The sequence below is a fragment of the Variovorax soli genome (assembly GCF_031454625.1).
In the GTDB taxonomy this organism is placed as follows: Bacteria; Pseudomonadota; Gammaproteobacteria; order Burkholderiales; family Burkholderiaceae_C; genus Variovorax; species Variovorax soli_A.
Map to the genome: position 1 here is coordinate 265,192 of NZ_JAVDRF010000006.1, position 20,118 is coordinate 285,309.

Sequence of the window (20,118 nt, forward strand, 5' to 3'; positions counted from 1 at the left end):
CTTCCAACCATTTCTTCAGAGAACGGAGACGACCCGTGAATCCCGCCATCCGCGAGCAGCTCATGAAGGTGAGCACCGCCACCCTGTGCACGGCCTTGTTCAAGCGCGGCCTGCGCCACCAGTTCATCCAGGACGTGCGTCCACTCAACCCCGGACTGCCCAACATGGTGGGCGAAGCCTTCACGCTGCGCTACATGCCGGCGCGCGAAGACCTGAATCCCATCAGCGTCTTTCTCGATCGCAACCATCCGCAGCGCCAGGCGGTGGAGCAGTGCCCGGAAGGCGCCGTGCTGGTGATCGACAGCCGCAAGGACGCGCGTGCCGCTTCGGCCGGCGGCATCCTGGTCACGCGGCTGATGAAGCGCGGCACTGCCGGCGTCGTGACCGATGGCGGCTTCCGCGACAGCCCCGACATCGCCAAGCTCGGCTTTCCCGCGTACCACAGCCGGCCCAGTGCGCCGACCAACCTCACGCTGCACCAGGCGATCGACATCAACGTGCCGATCGGCTGCGGCGACGCACCGGTGTTTCCCGGCGATGTCATCGTGGGCGATGCCGAGGGCGTGATCGTCATCCCCGCCCACCTGGCCGAGGAGATTGCAGCCGAAGCGACAGAGATGACTGTCTTCGAGGACTTCGTCCAGGAAAAGGTGCTCGACGGCCGCACGATCCTCGGCCTGTATCCGCCCACCGACGAACGCAGCCGCACCGACTTCGCGGCCTGGCGCCAGGCCAACGGCCGCTGAGCGAGTCCATTCCTTCTGATATCCCGAGGAACCGAACCATGCAATTCACCCGCCGCGCCGCCGCGCTGCTCCTGGCCGCGCTCGCCCCCGTGGTCACCTGGGCCCAGGCCCCCGAATGGCCGGCCGCCAAGCCCATCGTCTACGTCGTGCCCTTCACGGCCGGCGGGTCCACCGACATCGTGGGTCGCACGCTGGCCCAGAAGCTGGGCGAAAGCCTCAAGCAGTCGGTGGTGGTCGAGAACAAGCCTGGCCAGGCCGGCGGCATCGGCGCGGCCTACGTGGCCAAGGCTGCGCCCGACGGCTACACGCTCTTCGGCGGCACCATCAGCACCCACGCCATCAACGCCAGCCTGTACAAGAAGCTGCCCTACGACCCGATGAAGGACTTCGAGCCGGTCTCGCTGGTCGCGCGCCTGCCCAACGTGCTCATCGTCAACAGCCAGCTCGGCGTGAACTCGGTGGCCGAACTGGTGGCCCTGCTGAAGAAGGATGAGAGCAAGCGCACCTTCGCGTCTTCCGGCGCGGGCACCTCCACCCATCTGGCCGGCGAGATGTTCGCCGACCTGATCGGAGTGAAGCTCACCCACGTGCCGTACAAGGGCACGCCGCCCGCCATGACCGATGTCGCCGCGGGGCTGGTGCCCTTCATGTTCGACCAGGTCACGGCCGCGCTGCCGCTGGTCAAGAGCGGCAAGCTCAAGCTGCTGGCGGTGACCACCCGCCAGCGCATCGCGCTGGTGCCCGAGCTGCCGACCATGATCGAGTCGGGCATTCCCGGCTTCGAGATGTCGTCGTGGCAGGCGGTGTATGCGCCCAAGGGCACGCCCAGGCCGATCGTGCAGAGGCTCAATGCCGAGATCGTCAAGGCGCTCAAGCAGCCCGACGTGCAGGCCAGGCTCTCGGACCAGCTGGCGATGGAGATCGTCGGCAGCACGCCGGAAGAACTCCGCGATCACATGGCCCGCGAAATCCCGCGCTGGGCCGAACTGGTGAAGAAGTCGGGCGCGACGGCAGACTGAGCGCGGCGTGCGAAAACGCCTCCCATGAAAAAAGCCCGCCATCTTTGGATGGCGGGCTTTTCAGCGTTGGCGCGGTTGTTTTGGTGGGCCCTGAGTGACTCGAACACTCGACCTACGGATTAAGAGTCCGCTGCTCTACCAACTGAGCTAAGAGCCCCTGATCGACATTGCTGTCATTCAGGCAATCCAAAGATTATAGCAACAATGTTTTCGCTCTCGGCTCAGGCCCGCTCAAAAATGCAAGCGATGCCCTGGCCACCGCCGATGCACATGGTCACCAGCGCGTAGCGGCCCTGGATGCGCTCCAGCTCGTACAGCGCCTTGACGGTGATCAGGGCGCCGGTGGCGCCGATCGGGTGGCCGAGCGAGATGCCGGAGCCGTTGGGGTTCACCTTCGCCGGGTCCAGGCCCAGGTCCTGCGTCACTGCGCAGGCCTGCGCCGCGAAGGCCTCGTTCGCTTCGACCACGTCCATGTCCGACGCCTTGAGGCCGGCCTTCTCCAGCGCCTTGCGCGAGGCCGGCACCGGGCCGATGCCCATGTAGTTCGGGTCCACCCCGGCGAAGGCGTAGGCCACGATGCGCGCCATCGGCTTGAGGCCGCGGCGAGCCGCTTCTTCCTTTTCCATCAGCACCACAGCCGCGGCCGCGTCGTTGATGCCCGAGGCATTGCCGGCCGTCACCGTGCCGTTCTCCTTCAGGAAGGCCGGCTTGAGCTTGGCCATGTCTTCGATCTTGGCGTCGAAGCGCACGTGCTCGTCGGTATCGAACTGCGTCGGGCCCTTGCGGCTCTGCAGCGGCACCGGAAGGATCTGGCTCTTGAAATAGCCGCTCTCGATCGCCTTCTGCGCGCGCTGGTGGCTGGCCAGCGCGGTCTGGTCCTGCGTCTCGCGGCTGATGTTCCACTTCTTCGCGACGTTCTCGGCGGTGACCCCCATGTGGATGTTCTCGAAAGGGTCGTGCAGCGCGCCGATCATCATGTCCACCAGCTTGGTGTCGCCCATGCGCACGCCCCAGCGCGCGGTGAGCGAGGACAGCGGGGCGCGGCTCATGCTCTCGGCGCCGCCACCGACGGCCACCGTCGCGTCGCCGAGCTGGATGCTCTGCGCGGCGCTCACGATCGCCTGCAGGCCCGAGCCGCAAAGACGGTTGACGGTGAGAGCCGGGGTCTCCTGGGCGCAGCCGCCCTCGATGGCGGCGACGCGGGCCATGTACATGTCGCGCGGCTCGGTGTTGACCACGTGGCCGAAGACCACGTGGCCCACGTCCTTGCCGTCGACCTTCGCGCGCGCGAGCGCTTCCCGGGTCACCAGCGCGGCGAGCCGCGTGGGCGGGACATCCTTGAGCGCGCCGCCGAAGGTACCGATTGCGGTGCGAACGCCGCTGACAACAACCACTTCTTTCATGACGAATCTCCGGTGCAGGGGAAGGGAAGGGGAGGGGAAGCGCCAATGATGCACGTTTCCTGCGTGGCGGCGGCGTTACGATGCCTGCCGAACAAGGAGCCGCCAATGACCGACCCCCACACCTCACGCCACGTCGTGGTGACCGGCGCTGCCGGCGCCCTCGGTCGCGCCGTCGTGCAGCACTTCCTGGACCAGGGCGCCCGGCTGGCCCTGCTCGACCACCGCATGGAGCATCTGGTCAGCACCTTTCCCGGACTCGACAACTCGCAACACTTGTTGCTCGAGGCGGACGTGACCTCGACCGAGGCCATGGGCGAGGCCGGCCGTCGCATCCTCGCGGCCTTCAGGCAGGTCGACGCGCTGGTCCACATCGCCGGCGGCTTCGAAATGGGCGAGCCGGTGCACGGGCTGACCCGCGCCGCCTGGGATCGCATGATGAACCTGAATGCCTGGTCCTTCATTGCGGTCTCGCAGGCGCTGGTGCCCGCGATGATCGAGCGCAAGACCGGCAGCGTGGTCGCCGTCACGGCCAAGAGCGCGGCACGCGGCGCCGCCGCGATGGCCGCCTACATCGCGTCCAAGAGCGCGCTGCAACGGCTGGTCGAGGCCTCGGCGGCCGAGCTGGCGCCGCACGGCATCACGGTGAACAGCATTGCGCCCAGTGTGCTGGACACGCCCGCCAACCGCCAGGCCATGCCCGATGCCAAGCCCGAGAGCTGGGTGTCGACGGCGGTGGCGGCTCAGACCATCGGCTTCCTGGCTTCGCCCGCGGCCGCTGCGCTGCATGGCCAGCACCTGACATTGGACGCCTGACGAAAGGCGGAAGCAAAAAGGCCGCGGCGGATGCCGAGGCCGGAATGTGACCATGGAGCGCAGCCGCTACGTTCACCCATGCACAGCAACCCGCTGCAACCGGGCAGGACCATGCGGCTCACCACCCGGCAAATGTCCAGGCGGGCGCACAGTTGCTGTCGGAAGGGGAAGTTCGCAAAGTCGACGCAGAGCAAGGCAAAGTGACCCTGCGTCACGGTCCGCTGACCAATTTGGACGTGCCGGCCATGACAATGGCCTTCACCGGCCGGGTGAACGGAAGCTGTGCATGAATGGCCGGCCGCTACACTTGAAGTGAACATGTTCCGCCTCGCCGCCCGTCGCGTTCGCACCACCGTCCTGGTCGTGCTGGCGCTGCTGTTCTCACAGCTGGCGCTGGCGAACTATGTCTGCCCCTCAGGCGAGCGGGCACAAAGCGACTCCAGCCCGGCCATGGTGATGGCGGACGGTCAGCCATGCGAAGGCATGGCAATGATGCCGACGGACACCGACCAGCCGGTGCTCTGCTACCAGCACTGTGTCAACGCTCCCCAGTCCTTCGAGCCGGCTCAGATTCCGACTTTGAGCCTTCCCGCGGTCGTACAAGTGCTTGTCGTACCGCTGGTGCTGGACCTGCAAGTGTCCGAAGCTGTCGCCACCTCGGATGCGGGGGAGGCCCGGCCACCTCCCGACCCGCTGTTTCTCTCCACGCTAAGACTTCGAGTCTGACCTCTTCGTCGACATAACGGCGTCGCCGCGGCAAATCCGCGTCCGACAACCGGCTCGTTGTCTTCGGAGGTCCCATGGTTTCCCGTGCCCTTTCCGCGGCCGCCGCTCTGGCCGCATTGCTGCCGCTTCTGTCAGCGGCAGCGCCCCTGATGTTGGAGCAGGCGCTCGATCTCGCCGCACAGCGTTCGCAGGCTGCGCGCGCCGCGCGCGCTGGTGCGGCAGGCGCTGCTGAAGCGGCGCGCGCTGCAGGGCAACTTCCTGACCCGATGCTCAGTTTCGGCATAGAGAACCTGCCCGTGACGGGTCCAGACCGGTTCCGAACTACCGCCGACTCGATGACCATGAAGCGGCTCGGCATCAGCCAGGAATGGGTGTCCTCCGAGAAGCGCGTGCTGCGCCAGGCGGCAGGCGCAGCACTGGCCGCACGGGAGATGGCCTTGAGTCAAGCTGCGGTGGCGGAAGCAAGGCTACAGACGGCCCTGGCCTATCTGGACGCGTACTATGCCGGTGAAGCATTGAAGCTGACCACCCTCAGGGAGCACCACGTCCACGAGGAGGCGGAGGCCGCGAAGGCGCGTCTTTCGTCCTCCGCCGGAAGCAGCCAGGAAGTGCTCCAGCTGGCGGCCGCCCTCGGCATGGCCCGCGACGAGTCTGCGGATGCGGAGCAGGTGCGGGCGTCCGCACTTGCGGCTTTGCAGCGCTGGGTCGGGAGGCCGACGGATGAACTGGCTGCGCCGGCGCTCTCGGGCGTGCCCGGTGAGCAGGCCTACGTGGCCGCCCATCCCGCTGTCGTGCAGGCGCAGCGCGAGCTTGAAGCGGCGCGGGCAGAGGCATCTGCTATCGCAGAGAACCGCAGGCCGAACTGGACGTGGCAGGCCTCCTATGGCCAGCGCACGGGGTTCTCGGACATGGTGTCCATCGGGGTGAGTATCCCTTTGCCCGTCTCTCCGGGGGAGCGGCAGGACCGAGAGACGGCAGCGAAGCTTGCGCTCGTCGAGAAGGCAGAAGCTGCCCTCGAAGAAGCGACTCGCGCGGCTTCGGGCGAGTACGGCAGCCTGGCAAGTGACGCTCAGCGGCTCTCCGAGCGCGTGGCACGCTATCGGGCCGGCGTCGTGACGCCGGCGCAACAACGGACTCAAGCAGCCCTGGCAGGCTACCGGTCCAATCAAGTGCCGCTCGTGACGCTCTTCGAAGCACGCCACGCCGAGGTCGACATCCAACGCAAGCTCCTGGCGCTGCACCGAGACCTTGCCAGGGTGCAGGCGCAACTCGCCTTCAAACCCATTCCGGGAGGTGCCGAATGAAGCGCACTCACTTTGCGGCCGCCGTTGTGGCGGCCCTGGCGCTGGCTGCAGGAAGCTTCTATGCGGGGAAACACACGCGCACGCTGGAGCAGGCGCACATGTCGACCGCGCAAGCTCCGGCGCCGCAGGGAGAACGCAAGGTCCTGTACTGGCATGACCCCATGGTGCCCGGACCGCGATTCGACAAGCCCGGCAAGTCACCCTTCATGGACATGCAGCTCGTGCCGGTCTACGCCGACGAGCAGAACGACACCGGAGTGAAGGTCAGCCCGGGCGTGCAGCAGAACCTGGGCATCCGAACGGCAACGGTCACGCGTACGCAGGTAGCCAGCTCCTTCGAAGCCGTTGGCACCGTGCAGTTCGACGAGCGCCTGACCGAGTCGGTGCAGACGCGCGTCAATGGCTATGTGGAGCGGCTGCTGGTTCGTGCACCGATGGAGTATGTCCGCCGTGGCCAGCCGCTGGCGACCCTCTACGCTCCCGACTGGCTGGGGCCGCAGAACGAGTATTTGGCCCTCAAGCGGGCAGGTGTCCCGCAAGACCTCCTGGCAGCCGCCCGGGACCGCATCCGCGCCATGTCCATCCCGGATGCGTTGCTTCGTCAAAGCGAGCAGGTCGGAACGGCCCAGGCCCGGTTCACTGTCGTCGCGCCAGTGGGCGGCGTAGTCGCGGAGCTCGGGGTGCGGGACGGCGTCGCGGTGAACCCCGGCATGACGCTGTTCCGAATCGCCGGTCTGGAACGCGTCTGGGCCGTGGCCGAGGTCCCGGAAGCGCAGGCCGTGCGCCTGCAGCGCGGACAGAAGGTCAAGGCCGCTCTTCAGGCCGATGCCTCGCAGAGCTTCGACGGCGAGCTGAAGGAAATTCTCCCGCAGGTCAGCGCGAACACGCGCACGGTGCAGGCCCGGTTTGAAGTGGCGAACCAGGCCGGCCGCCTCACACCCGGCATGCTGCTGCGGCTGCAAGTTGCCGGGCCGGTCAGCGCTCGATTGGTCGTACCGTCCGAGGCGGTCATCCGGACCGGGACGCGTGCAGTAGCCATCCTTCGCAAGGACAACGGCACGTTCGAGCCACGCGACATCAGCTTGGGCGCAGACCTCGGGGAGCAACTCGAGGTGACCCAGGGCTTGAAGGAAGGCGACCAGGTCGTCGCCAGCGGCCAGTTCCTGGTGGACTCCGAAGCCCGGCTCAAGTCCGTGCTTGGCGGAATGGCGGCCGCAGCGCAAGCATCGCCGGCGGGAAGTGCGCCGGCCACCCAGCCGTACGCTCCCGCGCCCGCTGGAACCTATCGTGCTCAGGGAAAGGTCGAGAGTATCGACGCCGATGGCATCACCATCTCGCACGGGCCGGTTCCGGAACTCAAGTGGCCGGCCATGACCATGGGGTTCAGCAAACCGGACCCGAAGGCCTTTCCGGGGCTCAAGGCGGGCGACGATGTGCGCTTCGAGTTCAGGAAGGGGGGGCCCATGGGGTACGAGCTCGTCACTGTGCAGCCGACCGGAGCCGGCAAGTGATAGCGGCGCTCATTCGTTGGTCCATCCGCAACCGCTTCCTGGTGCTGATTGCGACGGCATTCCTGGTGGTGGCGGGCATCTGGTCCGCGCAGCGCATGTCTCTGGACGCGCTGCCTGACCTCTCTGACACCCAGGTGATTGTGCGCACGCCGTATCCGGGCAAGGCGCCGCAGGTCGTCGAAGACTTGGTCACGTATCCCCTGACGACCACCCTTCTCAGCGTCCCGGGCGCAAAGGTGGTGCGCGGCTACAGCTTCTTCGGGGACTCCTTCGTCTATGTCCTCTTTGATGACAAGACCGACCCGTACTGGGCCCGTTCACGCGTCGTGGAGTACCTGAACCAGGTCCAGAGCCGTCTCCCCGCCGGTGCCAACGCGTCGCTCGGCCCGGACGCGACCGGTGTGGGCTGGGTGTACGAGTACGCGCTGGTCGACCGGACCGGCAAGAACGACATCTCCCAACTGCGGGCGCTGAATGACTGGTTCCTGAAGTTCGAACTCAAGACCGTTCCGGACGTCGCGGAAGTGGCCAGCATTGGAGGCATGGTGCGCCAGTACCAGGTGGTGCTGGACTCCAACCGCATGCGCGCACTCGGTGTCACGCAGGCCATGGTGACGCAGGCGCTCCAGAAGGCCAACCAGGCCGCCGGCGGCTCCGTCGTGGAACTGGCCGAGGCCGAGTACATGGTGCGCTCCAGAGGTTTCCTGCGCTCGCTCGAAGACTTCCGGACCATTCCCCTCGGCGTCTCCGGCGCTACGCCTGTCCTCCTGCGGGATGTCGCCTTTGTCCAGATGGGTCCGGAAATGCGACGCGGCATCGCGGAACTGGATGGGCAAGGAGAAGTCACCGGCGGTGTCGTGGTCATGCGCTCCGGCAAGAACGCGCGAACCACGATTCAGGCGGTGAAGGCCAAGCTCGCGACGTTGAAGGCCAGCCTGCCGCCCGGCGTCGAGGTGGTGCCGACGTACGATCGTTCCCTGCTCATCGACCGGGCGGTGGAGAACCTCACGTGGAAGCTGGTTGAAGAGTTCATCGTGGTCGCGCTTGTGTGCGTGGCGTTCCTGTTTCACCTGCGCTCGGCGTTCGTTGCAGTTGTGACGCTTCCCGTCGGTGTTCTGGCCGCATTCATCCTCATGCAGTGGCAGGGCGTCAGCGCGAACATCCTCTCCCTGGGCGGCATCGCCATCGCCTTGGGTGCGATGGTCGACGCGTCCATCGTTCTCATCGAGAACTCCCACAAGCACCTTGAAGCTTTCGAGCACCAGCATGGCCGCGGGCCGAACTTGGCCGAACGGTGGGAGCTGGTGGCCGACGCGTCTATCGAGGTCGGACCGGCGCTCTTCTTCTCGCTGCTGGTTATCACCCTCTCGTTCGTGCCGGTGTTCACCCTCGAGGCGCAGGAGGGGCGCCTCTTCTCGCCCCTGGCCTTCACGAAGACGTACGCCATGGCCGCGGCGGCTGGGCTGTCGGTCACCCTGGTCCCGGTTCTCATGGGCTACCTGGTGCGAGGCCGAATTCCGGCGGAGTCGTCGAACCCGCTGAACCGGTTCCTCACGACACTTTATCGTCCGGCGCTGGAAGCAGTTCTGCGGTTTCCCAAGGTAGCGCTGGCGGTCGCGGGTGTCCTGCTGGCCCTGACCGTCATCCCGGTCTCCCGGCTCGGGGGCGAGTTCCTGCCGCCGCTTGACGAAGGCGACCTGCTGTACATGCCCTCTGCGTTGCCCGGGCTCTCGGCGTCCAAGGCGTCGGAGCTGCTGCAGCAAACCGACCGCCTCATCAAGACCGTTCCCGAAGTGGAGCGTGTCTTCGGCAAGGCAGGACGCGGCGACACGGCAACCGACCCGGCGCCCCTGGAGATGTTCGAGACCACCATCCAGTTCAAGCCGCGCGAGCAGTGGCGTGCGGGCATGAGCCCTGACAAGCTGGTCGAGGAACTGGACCGCATCGTCAAGGTGCCCGGCCTCTCGAACGTCTGGGTGCCGCCCATCCGCAACCGCATCGACATGCTCGCCACCGGCATCAAGAGCCCGGTTGGCGTCAAGGTTGCAGGCGCCGACCTGGCCACCATCGACAGGCTCACCGGCCAGGTTGAAGCAGCTGTGAAGAAGGTCCCCGGCGTGTCCTCGGCGCTCGCTGAGCGGCTGACCGGCGGTCGGTACATCGACGTGGACGTGGACCGGGCATCCGCTGCCAGATACGGCCTTTCGGTGGCCGACGTCCAGGGCATCGTCTCCACGGCCATCGGTGGAGAGAACGTCGGCGAAGTCATCCAGGGACGCGAGAGGTTCCCGATCAACGTTCGGTACCCGCGGGAGGTGCGCGACTCCCTTGAGGGCCTGCGCACGTTGCCATTCGTGACGGACAAGGGCGCCCAGCTTCTTCTCCAGGACGTGGCCCGTGTGAGCATCCAGGAAGGCCCGCCCATGCTGCGCAGCGAAAACGCGCGGCTCTCGGGCTGGGTGTACGTCGATGTTCGCGGGCGAGACTTGCGCTCGGTCGTCACCGACATGCAAGCTGCAGTCGCAAAGGAGGTTCGCCTGCCATCGGGCTACTCGGTATCGTGGTCCGGACAGTTCGAGTACCTTGAGCGCGCGATCGAGCGGCTGAAGGTGGTTGTGCCCGCCACCCTCGCGGTGATCTTCGTGCTGCTGTACCTGCTGTTTCGTTCATTCAAGGATGCGGCGCTCGTTCTGGCCGCGGTGCCGTTCTCTCTGATCGGCGGCTTTTGGCTGGTATGGGCGCTCGGGCACAACATCTCGGTGGCAACGGCCGTCGGCTTCATCGCGCTGGCCGGCGTAGCAGCGGAGTTTGGTGTCGTGATGCTGGTATATCTGAAGAACGCGTACTCCAGGCGCGTTGCAGCGGGCGAGCCGGACACCGACGAGACCTTGCTGGCGGCCATCCGCGAAGGTGCGGTGCTGCGCGTTCGCCCGAAGGCGATGACTGTTGCCGTCGTCATGGCGGGCCTGCTTCCTATCCTGGTCGGAAGTGGCACCGGCTCAGAAGTCATGACCCGCATTGCCGCACCGATGATTGGCGGCATGGTTACTGCGCCTCTTCTCAGCATGCTCGTCATTCCGGCCGCCTGGCTCCTGCTTAACCGCCGGCGGCCTGGGCGTGAAGTTACCCCGGTGCGCCGGTCCGAAGGCGCAGTTGTTCCGCGAGCCTCGAATCCGTAATCTCAAGGAGTTCTCGATGAAAGTGACCAGTTTCCTGTGCGGTCTCGCGCTGCTCGCGACCGCCGCCGGTGTTCAAGCGCAAGGCATGTCGATGTCCATGAAGCCTGCAGCCTCCGCCTCGAAGTCGACCATGCCCCTTGTGGACGCGGAGGTCAAGAAGGTCGACGTGGAGAAGGGCCTCATCGTGCTGAACCACGGGGACATTCCCAACCTCGGGATGCCCGCGATGACCATGGGGTTCGACATCGCCGACAAGAACATGCTCAAGGGCTTGAAGGTCGGCCAGAAGGTCAAGATCCAGGCGGAGATGGTCGCCGGGAAAGCGACCATCACCGAGCTCCGGAAAGTGAAGTAGGCCTCGGCCGCGCGTCCGGCCGGGTCCGCCGTCGCCTAGCGCCATGCGCGAGGACGCGTGGTCATGGTCGTTCTCGCCGCGGCTACGGGGCCGCCTGGAAAAGAAAAAGGCCTTGCAGAACAAGGCCTTGGAAAATGGTGGTGGAGAGGAGGAGGATCGAACTCCCGACCTCCGCATTGCGAACGCGGCGCTCTCCCAGCTGAGCTACCCCCCCACGCAGGGCGAATTCTAACCAGAATGGAGAGGCCCCGGCGCCATCGGCGTCTTACATCAGCAGGTGCTCGCCGGCGTTGTCGCCGCCCAGCGTGACGTAGTTGACCTTGCGGATGTCCATGAGCGTGCGCCCGCCCGCATAGCTGATGGAGCTCTGGATGTCCTGCTCCATCTCGACCAGCGTGTCGGCCAGCTTGCCCTTGATCGGCTCGAGGATGCGCTTGCCCTCGACGTGCTTGTACTCGCCCTTGTTGAAGTCGCTGGCCGAGCCGTAGTACTCCTTGAAGAGTGCGCCGTCGACTTCCACCGTCCTCCCCGGCGACTCCTCGTGGCCGGCGAACAGCGAGCCGATCATCACCATCGAGGCGCCGAAGCGGATGCTCTTGGCAATATCGCCGTGGTCGCGGATGCCGCCGTCGGCAATGATCGGCTTGGTCGCCACCCGCCCGCACCACTTGAGCGCCGACAGCTGCCAGCCGCCGGTGCCGAAGCCGGTCTTGAGCTTGGTGATGCAGACCTTGCCCGGGCCGATGCCGACCTTGGTTGCGTCCGCGCCCCAGTTCTCGAGGTCGATCACCGCCTCGGGCGTGCCCACGTTGCCGGCGATCACGAAGGCCTTGGGCAGCTTCTTCTTGAGGCAGGCGATCATGTTCTTCACGGTGTCGGCATGGCCGTGCGCGATGTCGATCGTGATGTACTCGGGCGCGAGGCCCTCGGCGACCAGGCGGTCCACCGTCTCGTAGTCCGGCTTCTTGACGCCCAGGGAGATCGAGGCGAACACGCCCTTGGCATGCATGTCCTTCACGAACTGCACGTTGTCGAGGTCGAAGCGGTGCATCACGTAGAAGTAGCCGTTCTGCGCTAGCCAGGTGCAGATGGTCTCGTCGACCACCGTCTTCATGTTGGCCGGCACCGTCGGGATGCGGAAGCTGCGGCCGCCCAGCGTGACGCTGGCGTCGCACTCGGCGCGGCTTTCCACCACGCATTTGCGGGGGAGGAGGAGGATGTTGTCGTAGTCGAAGATCTGCATGGAAACCAAGCTCCTGGAAGGGTCGTTGAAGAACGAATGAGCGCTTGGTCTGGCCGGCTCTTGGGCGCGTCCTGCAAAGGAAGCGCGCGCAAAAAACCGGGCGCAAGAAACTTGGGCCCGGTGCGCGATTCTAGTCGCGCGGGTTCGCCCTTGCTGAGCTGAATGCGAATACTGCTTATACGAGCGGGCTCATCATTCCCCCGATGCATTGCTTACCGTGATCGCTTCATTCCTGAACGGCTCTTCTGAGGCTTGCGTGCAAATCAATCGGCGCGCGCCCGCCACGATCGTCCTTTGGGCTTGGGTGGCCGGGCTCGCATAGGGTGCGATCAAACGATGCGCAAGGACGGCCTCGAGCGAGGGCCGCTTCGCGGGGTCTGGATCTAGCATCAAGACAATGAGCTGATGCAATCTGTTCATCGGGTCCAACTCGAGTTGCCTGAATCGACCGAGCCTGTCCTTCTCAGCGAACGCATGGATGAGCGTGTGGGCCTCGCTAGTGAAGCTGGCATAGGGAAAAGGCCGAACGAGTCGCGGGTTGACCGGTTCGCCGTCTGCGAACGAGGGTCGGGGCGAATTCAATTCATACAGGATGACGCCCAGCGACCAGACGTCGGCCTTGTAGGTAATCAATCCTTCTTTCTTGAGACCGTTGATCAGTTCCGGAGCGCTGAAGTCGGGCGAGTCGACCGGGCTCTTCATCGCGTCAGCGAGCGCCATGCGCGACGTGCCGAAGTCGATAAGCAAAGACCTGCCCTTTTCATCAACAACGTAGTTTTCGGGCTTGAGATCGAGATGCATGACGCCGTTCGTATGGGCCTTCGCCACCCCCTTGACCATGTCGGCGAACAGGGTCATAAGGGCGTGCGATCCGTCTTCCTTGGAGATTTGCTTCTTCTCCAATCTAGAGAGAATGAGTTGTTGAATATTCCAGGCATCGCCGTTCGGCGCATGCTCAAGGACCAGCATGGTGCCGCCGTCAGGGCGCTGTACGGTGCCCAGGAGACTCACGATGTGATCGCGCTCGCCTGTCTCCGTCTGTGCCTGCGCGTGCACCAGTGCTTCCGCCAGGACAGCCGCCTGCGCCTCCGTATCTTTAGACTTCGACTCCTTGACAACCACGGTTTGGTCGCCGCACCTGTAGAGATACGCCGAAGCGTTTCCTCCTTCGCCCAGGCTTCGCACGCGCGCGAAACGGTCGCCGTGGTGCTCAAACGTGCTTTCGTCGATCCATGTGAACTCTGGAAGGTGCTGCACAGTATCGGAAGGCACCACCATTTTGCAGGCGCCCATCACCAGCTTGACGAGGCTGTCGATCAATAGTTTGGCTTTTGGATCACCAAGGATGTCGTCTTGTGAGGCAAGAGCCCATTGCCCAATGAACGGGCGGGCCAGCTCATAGTTGGGCGGGTCTTCGCTATCGTTGGCCCTGACTGTTTCGTAGATGAAGGCGCGGAAGTCAGAAGCTGCCTTGGCGCGGAACGAGGGCGGCTTCACATTGGACCCCAGCTCCGCCACGTAAAGCTGAGCATCTGCCAGGACGAGCCGGGCGGCACCCTTGACGGCGGTGTTGAGGCACAGTTGTCTTGCCGCTGCGGCCTCAGCCTTTTGATGGGCTTCCTCCGCATTGGAGATGCAGTCGAAGAGAGATTGAAGAGCTTCTGCGGAAATGCTGCCCGACCTATCGACCTCTCTTCCCACTGCAATCAGTTTCGACATCACTTCGGAAGTGACCGGACCCTTAAGATCCTCGACTCTCTTTGCCAGACGTTCCAGGGCAACCTGCGCTGCGGCCTTCCGGCTTTTGGAACGACCAGTCAACGCGTTCCATCCGTGCTTGATCACTCCCTCCTGTTCCCGCTTCTTGGCATAGATCACGGTGCCCTCGATCTTGAATCCAATGCGGGTACCGGGCTTGTCCTTCAAGTTCAGCGCTCGAACCGTGCCGAAGTTTGGCGGTCCCACGGTCACGTTCCATTCGTCCCTTCTTGCTTGGAAGAAGCGTACTGGGGTTCGGCCGGTTGATGGCATGGGTAAGGTCCTGAAGGTAGGAAGCTGAGTAAGGATTCCCCGGAACGTCGCGTCTGCCGATGAGCCATCCAGCACGGCACCTCCTGCAAATGCATCGTCCTGTACCGGCTAAGTAACGAGGCTCCGGAAACAGTTCCCCCGCGTTCTGATCCGCGGGAAGGCGCCTGACCGTTTCCTGAGATGCAGCGCTTCCTACAATGCGTCATGCTGTCCGTCGACCCCGCGCCCGCCTCCCCTTTGTTGCAGAACCTCAACCCCGAGCAGCTCGCCGCCGTCACGCTGCCCGCCGGCAATGCCCTGATCCTCGCCGGCGCCGGCTCCGGCAAGACCCGGGTGCTGACCACCCGCATCGCCTGGCTGCTGCAGACCGGCCAGGTTTCCCCCGGCGGCATCCTGGCCGTCACCTTCACCAACAAGGCTGCCAAGGAAATGATGGCGCGGCTCACGGCCATGCTGCCGATCAACACGCGCGGCATGTGGATCGGCACCTTCCACGGCCTGTGCAACCGCTTCCTGCGCGCGCACTGGAAGCTGGCCGGGCTGCCGTCCACCTTCCAGATCCTCGACACGCAGGACCAGCTCTCGGCCATCAAGCGGCTGATGAAGCAGTTCAACGTCGACGAGGAGCGCTTCCCGGCCAAGCAGACCCAGTGGTTCATCGCCGGCGCCAAGGAAGACGGCCTGCGGCCGCGCGACGTGGAGGTCCGCAGCGATGACGACCGCAAGAAGGTCGAGCTCTACCAGCTCTACGAGGACCAGTGCCAGCGCGAAGGCGTGGTCGATTTCGGCGAGCTGATGCTGCGCAGCTACGAGCTCTTGCGCGACAACGACCCGGTGCGCGAGCACTACCAGCGCCGCTTCCGCCACATCCTGATCGACGAGTTCCAGGACACCAACCGCCTGCAGTACGCCTGGATCAAGATGCTGGCCGGCCATACCGTGGAAGGCCGTTTCGTCCCTGGCGACAACAGCGTGCTCGCGGTGGGCGACGACGACCAGAGCATCTATGCCTTCCGCGGCGCGCGGGTGGGCAACATGGCCGACTTCGTGGGCGAGTTCGGGGTCGCGCACCAGATCAAGCTCGAGCAGAACTACCGCAGTTACAGCAACATCCTCGATTCGGCCAACGCGCTGATCAGCCACAACAAGAAGCGGCTCGGCAAGAACCTGCGCACCGACCAAGGCCCCGGCGAGCCGGTGCGCGTCTACGAATCGACCAGCGACTTCGCCGAGGCGCAATGGATGGTGGAGGAGATGCGGCAGCTGGTGCGCGACGGCATCGAGCGCAAGGAGATGGCCGTGCTCTACCGCAGCAACGCGCAGAGCCGGGTGATCGAGACCGCGCTCTTCAATGCCGCCGTGCCGTATCGCGTGTACGGCGGCCTGCGCTTTTTCGAGCGCGCCGAGATCAAGCACGCGCTGGCCTACCTGCGCCTGCTCGAGAACAAGGACGACGACACCAGCTTCCTGCGCGTCGTCAACTTCCCGCCGCGCGGCATCGGCGCGCGCAGCATCGAGCAACTGCAGGACGCAGCCCGTGCCGCGGGCCGTTCGCTGCACGATGCGGTCGCTGCGGTGGGCGGCAAGGCCGGCGCCAACCTGTCGGCCTTCGTTGCCAAAATCGACGTGCTGCGCGAACAGACCCAGGGCCTCTCGCTGCGCGAGATCATCGAGCTCGTGCTTCAGCACAGCGGCCTGATCGAGCACTACCGCAGCGAGCGCGAAGGTGCCGACCGCATCGAGAACCTGGAGGAACTGGTCAACGCCGCCGAGAGCTTCGTCACGCAGGAGGGCTTCGGCCGCGATGCGGTGGCGATGCCGGTGGACGAGCTGCGCCAGTCGCCGGCCAGCCAGGGCCTCGATCCGAACCTGCCGATCACCGACGAGCCGCTCGTGCCGGACGCGGAGACCGGCGAGACCATGAGCCCCCTGGCCGCCTTCCTGACCCACGCGGCGCTGGAATCGGGCGACAACCAGGCGCAAGCCGGCCAGGACGCGGTGCAACTGATGACCGTGCACGCGGCCAAGGGGCTGGAGTTCGATTGCGTGTTCATCACGGGCATGGAGGAGGGCCTGTTCCCGCACGAGAACTCGCTGTCCGACCACGAGAGCCTGGAGGAGGAACGCCGCCTGATGTACGTGGCCATCACCCGTGCCCGCCAGCGCTTGTACCTGAGCCATTCACAGACGCGCATGCTGCACGGGCAGACCCGCTACAACGTGAAGAGCCGCTTCTTCGACGAACTGCCCGAGGCCGCGCTGAAGTGGCTCACGCCCAAGAACCAGGGCTTCGCGCCCTCGGCCTTCGGCTACGGCGCGGGCTACGCCAGCACCCGCGGCGGCAGCTACGGAAGCAAGGAGAGCTTTGCCAGCCCACCGGTTCCGCCGCAGAAGGCTGCGCCTTCGCACGGCCTGCGCTCGGGCATGCAGGTCTTCCACAACAAGTTCGGCGAGGGCACCGTGCTGGCGCTGGAAGGCAGCGGAGATGATGCGCGGGCGCAGGTCAACTTCCCGCGCCACGGCATCAAGTGGCTGGCGCTGTCGGTGGCGAAGCTGACGCCGGTGTAGCGCTCAAGACACCTGGGTTGCTGGAGTGCTTCTTCTCCGGTGATCGCAGACCCGCGCGCATCTGGCTTCAAAGGCTGGATCGCGCCCGGCGTCGTCGCCCATGACCGCATCGTGGTGCCCGGCCCTGTGAAGGAACCGATGTGCAAGCGTCGTTACCCAGGAGGGTCGGAGGTTGCATGGCTGAAGTGCGCTCATGCCACTCGCCTTCGCTCACTTCAAAAAGCACCCAGAAAAGGATCACGTCATGCTTTCAGTCACCCGGCGTCCGTCCGGAAGCTCAAGCTCGTCCGAAGCCTTGCCATCCGCAAAGCGGCAGAAGCCCGAAAACGGCTCTCCGACGCAACCCGTGACTAGCGAGCAATCGTATGCTCCTTCCATTGGCGAACGCCTCCTCGCTTTCCGCCGCTGGGCAGCGAGATCGGAGAGCGAGGAGGGCTGGCCCGCGCAATTGCTGGCCATACTGCAGCAGGTTACAACGGTCCAGGACGTCAATGACTGGCTCAATGCGCTGACCCCGGCACTCTGCAGATCCTGTCCGGCTTTGCTGTCGAGCTTCTCCGAGCGGCTCTCTTGCTTGCTGCCTCAATGGACCCCGGACAGTTTGCACGCGTGTGTGGAGCGTTGTCTGAACGTGGCAGCGGGTGCGGGCCAGTCTGTCGTAGTGTGGAGGACTCTTTGCGCTGCGCTCCCCAGCATGTCGCTGACTGCCATGCAGGCGTTGTTGGAATGTTTGCAGGGCCAAGAGAATCCGCCTGCCAACGGAGCAGGCCTCATTGTTCATATCAAGGAAGTCATTGATCTGAGTCTGTCACTGCCAGCCTCGGGGTTTGGCACAGGGCCCGGCACCACGTTGGTCGTACCGATCGAGCTCCCCCCTGTTGTGCTCGGAGAAGACGAAATTATGGCGATCGATACGGGCACCGATCGTCATGCGATCCAGGCTCCGGGTACGACAACGCGAGCTTTGCCCGAGTTGAACCACGATGTGCTGACTTTGGTGATGGCGCACGCGCTTAGGGCCAAGGGCATCGATTGGATGCAGCCCCAGCATTTCGGGCCGTATGAGAAACACGGTAAAGCCCTGTTGAACATGGCGTTGGTTGACAAGCAGTTCCTTATTCGCTTCCAACCGATGCTGGCCAACCATCCATGGATGAAGAGGGAGGCCGACAGCAGGCTGAAGTCGTTCTCGGATATTGAGCCTGCCGATGCGATGTCAAGGCTGATCCACGACATCGTCGATCTGGATGCGCAAACGGTCAAATCGATGTTGCCTGGTGCGCCGGGCGTAGCGCAGCGCCGCCTCGACCTGGTTTTGCGGGCCTTGTCGTTATGCCTGACGCAGCCCAGGCTTCAAATAAGTCTTCCGTTGCTGCAGGGCGTGTATTCGCAGTTGCACAATCGAGCGGTCGTCCAACTCGCAAGCGCGGGCCAGGCTGTGTCGCCTTCGTTTGCCCAGCACGTCGATCTTTCAGCGATGCCCTTGCAGTTGCTGACCACGGCCTACCGTATGCTCGGCGGCACAACGCCGGCTTTCAGGGTACTGACGAGGCTGACACTCGAGGGCCTGCAGGCTTATCCGGAGGATGTCCAGGTGCAGACACTGATCGGCGTTTTGCCCTTCCTGGGCAATTCTCAAGAGCTCGTAGATAAGTTTCTGGGCCGCATCCAGAAGCTCATGGACAACGGGGTTCATTGGAAGCGCCCAGCCCATGATTGGCTGCTCTATCAGGCATCTCGCTTGAACGTCATGCTCGCGCTGATCGACGGCTCCAGTCCGGTGCTCGAAGAAGAGGCAAACGGGCTTCTTGCAGCGCTGCAGCGGCACCACGGTGTGGGCGGCGAGCCGAGGATGCTGATCGACGATCCGTTTGGCGAGCGCTATGTCTTGTGGACTATGGGCGACATAGGTTGGCTCTGCGCCTTGTGCAAACGTGCGGAGAAGCTCGAAGGGTGGAACCCGTCGGGGCTCGTTCATTGCCTGGCAGATCTCTTGCGGCAGTTCTGCTCAGTATCTGCTCCGGCCTACAGGTTCGCGGCCCCTCAGTTCATGGCGCTGTTTCCGGCCTCTATTCTGAGCCTTGCATTCGCTCGACTCACGTTCAAAGAACAGAGCCTGATGTTGTGCAGGATCTACGCTCCTGACGACCAGAAGAACCGGTCAGATCACATGGAACTGATCGCGAGCTTCGCGGGAAATGGGGACATTCCTGTCGACGATCGAGTGTTTGTCCTGGAGATCATCAAGGGGTTTACAGGCCAGCATTTCGACTGCATAGACCTTGTCGATCGTCTGATGAAAGAAATGCCGCACAAAATGACTGACGACGAAATGACTGACGAAACGCCTCAATAACCTGCCAAGGCGCCTTCAGCGCTTCACCGCGCGCGCGTGTGCATCTTGTCCAGGGCGGCCGTCTATTCCCTGAAGCTGTCCCTGAACGTGAACCACGTCGAGCTCAACGACATTGCCGCCAGCACCAGCGCGCTGCCGATCATCAGCGCGCCGCCGAGCGCCGAGGCGCCGCCGCCCATGCCAATCGCGCCGATGCCGACCAGCACCGTGGCCACCAGGCCGATGGCGATGCCGGCGACGAGGAACACGCCGAACCAGGAGAGACAGAACATCGCGTAAGCGCCGAAGTTGCGAAACAGCGCGACCAGGCTGAAGAACAGGGCCTTCACCGGCTCCACGTGATGCCAATGCACCAGCGCCGGCGCATGCCACATGGCCAGCGACAGCGGCAGGTTGAGCACCATGACGAACAGGCGCGCCGCCTGGAAGTCGCTGCTGCCCATCACCTCGGGCGAGACAGTTTCGTCGAGCAGGTAGGCGCGCGCCAGGTAGCCGTCGTCCAGCAGGGCCGACAGGCCCACCGCTACCACGAAGTAGGCGGCCGAGATCAGGCCCAGCACGACCATCGGCTTCCATTCGCCGCGCACCGCCTCCGCAGCGGCAGTGAACATGGCCGGGGCCGCCGGCTTCTGCCGGTCGTTCGTGTAGGCGACCGAGGTGGCGACCATCAGGCCCAGGGTCATGAAGGGCAGCAGGATCGGCGCCAGGACGCTGCCGACCAGCGGCAGCTGCGAAGCGATCGAGATCGAGGCCATGAACAGGAAGAACAGCGAAATGAAGGCCAGCGGCTGCCGCCAGAAGGTCTTGAGCCCGGTACGGACCCATTCGGCGCCGGTGCGTGCCGGCACGAGGTTCAGTTTCATG

The 20,118-nt window shown here is 64.7% G+C and carries 15 protein-coding genes and 2 tRNA genes; 11 read left to right on the forward strand and 6 right to left on the reverse strand.

Annotated elements, in window-relative coordinates; translation table 11 throughout:
• Positions 1 to 35 precede the first annotated feature (35 nt).
• Both J2739_RS16475 and J2739_RS16480 read left to right on the forward strand, forming a co-directional pair.
• Positions 36 to 746, forward strand: coding sequence for a ribonuclease activity regulator RraA (locus J2739_RS16475; protein WP_309903523.1), 711 nt, complete (start codon positions 36 to 38; stop codon positions 744 to 746).
• A gap of 38 nt (positions 747 to 784) precedes the next feature.
• Complete coding sequence (locus J2739_RS16480; protein ID WP_309903525.1) at positions 785 to 1,765, forward strand: Bug family tripartite tricarboxylate transporter substrate binding protein; 981 nt, start codon at positions 785 to 787, stop codon at positions 1,763 to 1,765.
• Positions 1,766 to 1,846: 81 nt separating this feature from the next.
• On the opposite strand, the gene J2739_RS16485 is transcribed toward J2739_RS16480, so the two are convergent.
• Both J2739_RS16485 and bktB read right to left on the reverse strand, forming a co-directional pair.
• A tRNA-Lys gene (locus J2739_RS16485) sits at positions 1,847 to 1,922 on the reverse strand.
• Between the two features lie 64 nt (positions 1,923 to 1,986).
• Positions 1,987 to 3,168: a beta-ketothiolase BktB gene (gene bktB, locus J2739_RS16490; protein ID WP_309903527.1), complete on the reverse strand. Its 1,182-nt coding sequence runs from the start codon at positions 3,166 to 3,168 to the stop codon at positions 1,987 to 1,989.
• 105 nt (positions 3,169 to 3,273) lie between these two features.
• Here bktB and J2739_RS16495 point away from each other — a divergent pair, with 105 nt between their 5' ends.
• The 7 genes from J2739_RS16495 (at position 3,274) to J2739_RS16525 (ending at position 11,056) form a co-directional block, all read left to right on the forward strand.
• Complete coding sequence (locus J2739_RS16495; RefSeq protein ID WP_309903529.1) at positions 3,274 to 3,981, forward strand: SDR family NAD(P)-dependent oxidoreductase; 708 nt, start codon at positions 3,274 to 3,276, stop codon at positions 3,979 to 3,981.
• 152 nt (positions 3,982 to 4,133) lie between these two features.
• Entirely contained in the window at positions 4,134 to 4,271 is a 138-nt protein-coding gene (locus J2739_RS16500; protein WP_405053897.1) for a copper-binding protein, read from the forward strand.
• Between the two features lie 28 nt (positions 4,272 to 4,299).
• Positions 4,300 to 4,707, forward strand: coding sequence for a hypothetical protein (locus J2739_RS16505; protein ID WP_309903531.1), 408 nt, complete (start codon positions 4,300 to 4,302; stop codon positions 4,705 to 4,707).
• A gap of 74 nt (positions 4,708 to 4,781) precedes the next feature.
• Positions 4,782 to 6,011 (forward strand): TolC family protein, encoded by a 1,230-nt coding sequence (locus J2739_RS16510; protein WP_309903533.1) that lies wholly within the window; start codon positions 4,782 to 4,784, stop codon positions 6,009 to 6,011.
• Positions 6,008 to 7,522 carry an efflux RND transporter periplasmic adaptor subunit gene (locus tag J2739_RS16515; protein WP_309903534.1) on the forward strand — a complete coding sequence of 505 codons (1,515 nt, stop codon included), beginning with the start codon at positions 6,008 to 6,010 and terminating at the stop codon, positions 7,520 to 7,522. Before J2739_RS16510 ends, J2739_RS16515 begins: the two co-directional genes overlap by 4 nt.
• Entirely contained in the window at positions 7,519 to 10,701 is a 3,183-nt protein-coding gene (locus tag J2739_RS16520) for an efflux RND transporter permease subunit (protein ID WP_309903536.1), read from the forward strand. The genes J2739_RS16515 and J2739_RS16520 overlap by 4 nt, the downstream gene beginning before the upstream one ends.
• A gap of 16 nt (positions 10,702 to 10,717) precedes the next feature.
• The gene (locus tag J2739_RS16525) at positions 10,718 to 11,056 is read left to right on the forward strand and encodes a copper-binding protein (protein WP_309903538.1); all 339 of its coding nucleotides are present in this window, start codon (positions 10,718 to 10,720) and stop codon (positions 11,054 to 11,056) included.
• A 138-nt stretch (positions 11,057 to 11,194) separates the two neighbouring features.
• On the opposite strand, the gene J2739_RS16530 is transcribed toward J2739_RS16525, so the two are convergent.
• From J2739_RS16530 to J2739_RS16540, 3 genes are all read right to left on the reverse strand, one after another.
• A tRNA-Ala gene (locus J2739_RS16530) sits at positions 11,195 to 11,270 on the reverse strand.
• A 51-nt stretch (positions 11,271 to 11,321) separates the two neighbouring features.
• Positions 11,322 to 12,299, reverse strand: coding sequence for a GMP reductase (locus J2739_RS16535; protein WP_309903541.1), 978 nt, complete (start codon positions 12,297 to 12,299; stop codon positions 11,322 to 11,324).
• Positions 12,300 to 12,491: 192 nt separating this feature from the next.
• Positions 12,492 to 14,330: a protein kinase domain-containing protein gene (locus J2739_RS16540; protein WP_309903543.1), complete on the reverse strand. Its 1,839-nt coding sequence runs from the start codon at positions 14,328 to 14,330 to the stop codon at positions 12,492 to 12,494.
• 204 nt (positions 14,331 to 14,534) lie between these two features.
• On the opposite strand from J2739_RS16540, the gene J2739_RS16545 reads away from it, so the two are divergent.
• Together J2739_RS16545 and J2739_RS16550 are read left to right on the forward strand one after the other, a co-directional pair.
• Positions 14,535 to 16,898: a UvrD-helicase domain-containing protein gene (locus J2739_RS16545; protein ID WP_309903544.1), complete on the forward strand. Its 2,364-nt coding sequence runs from the start codon at positions 14,535 to 14,537 to the stop codon at positions 16,896 to 16,898.
• A gap of 244 nt (positions 16,899 to 17,142) precedes the next feature.
• Entirely contained in the window at positions 17,143 to 19,254 is a 2,112-nt protein-coding gene (locus tag J2739_RS16550) for a hypothetical protein (RefSeq protein WP_309903547.1), read from the forward strand.
• A 62-nt stretch (positions 19,255 to 19,316) separates the two neighbouring features.
• Here the strand turns inward: J2739_RS16550 and J2739_RS16555 are convergent, their stop codons facing one another.
• Positions 19,317 to 20,117 (reverse strand): BPSS1780 family membrane protein, encoded by an 801-nt coding sequence (locus tag J2739_RS16555; RefSeq protein ID WP_309903549.1) that lies wholly within the window; start codon positions 20,115 to 20,117, stop codon positions 19,317 to 19,319.
• Position 20,118 lies beyond the last annotated feature (1 nt).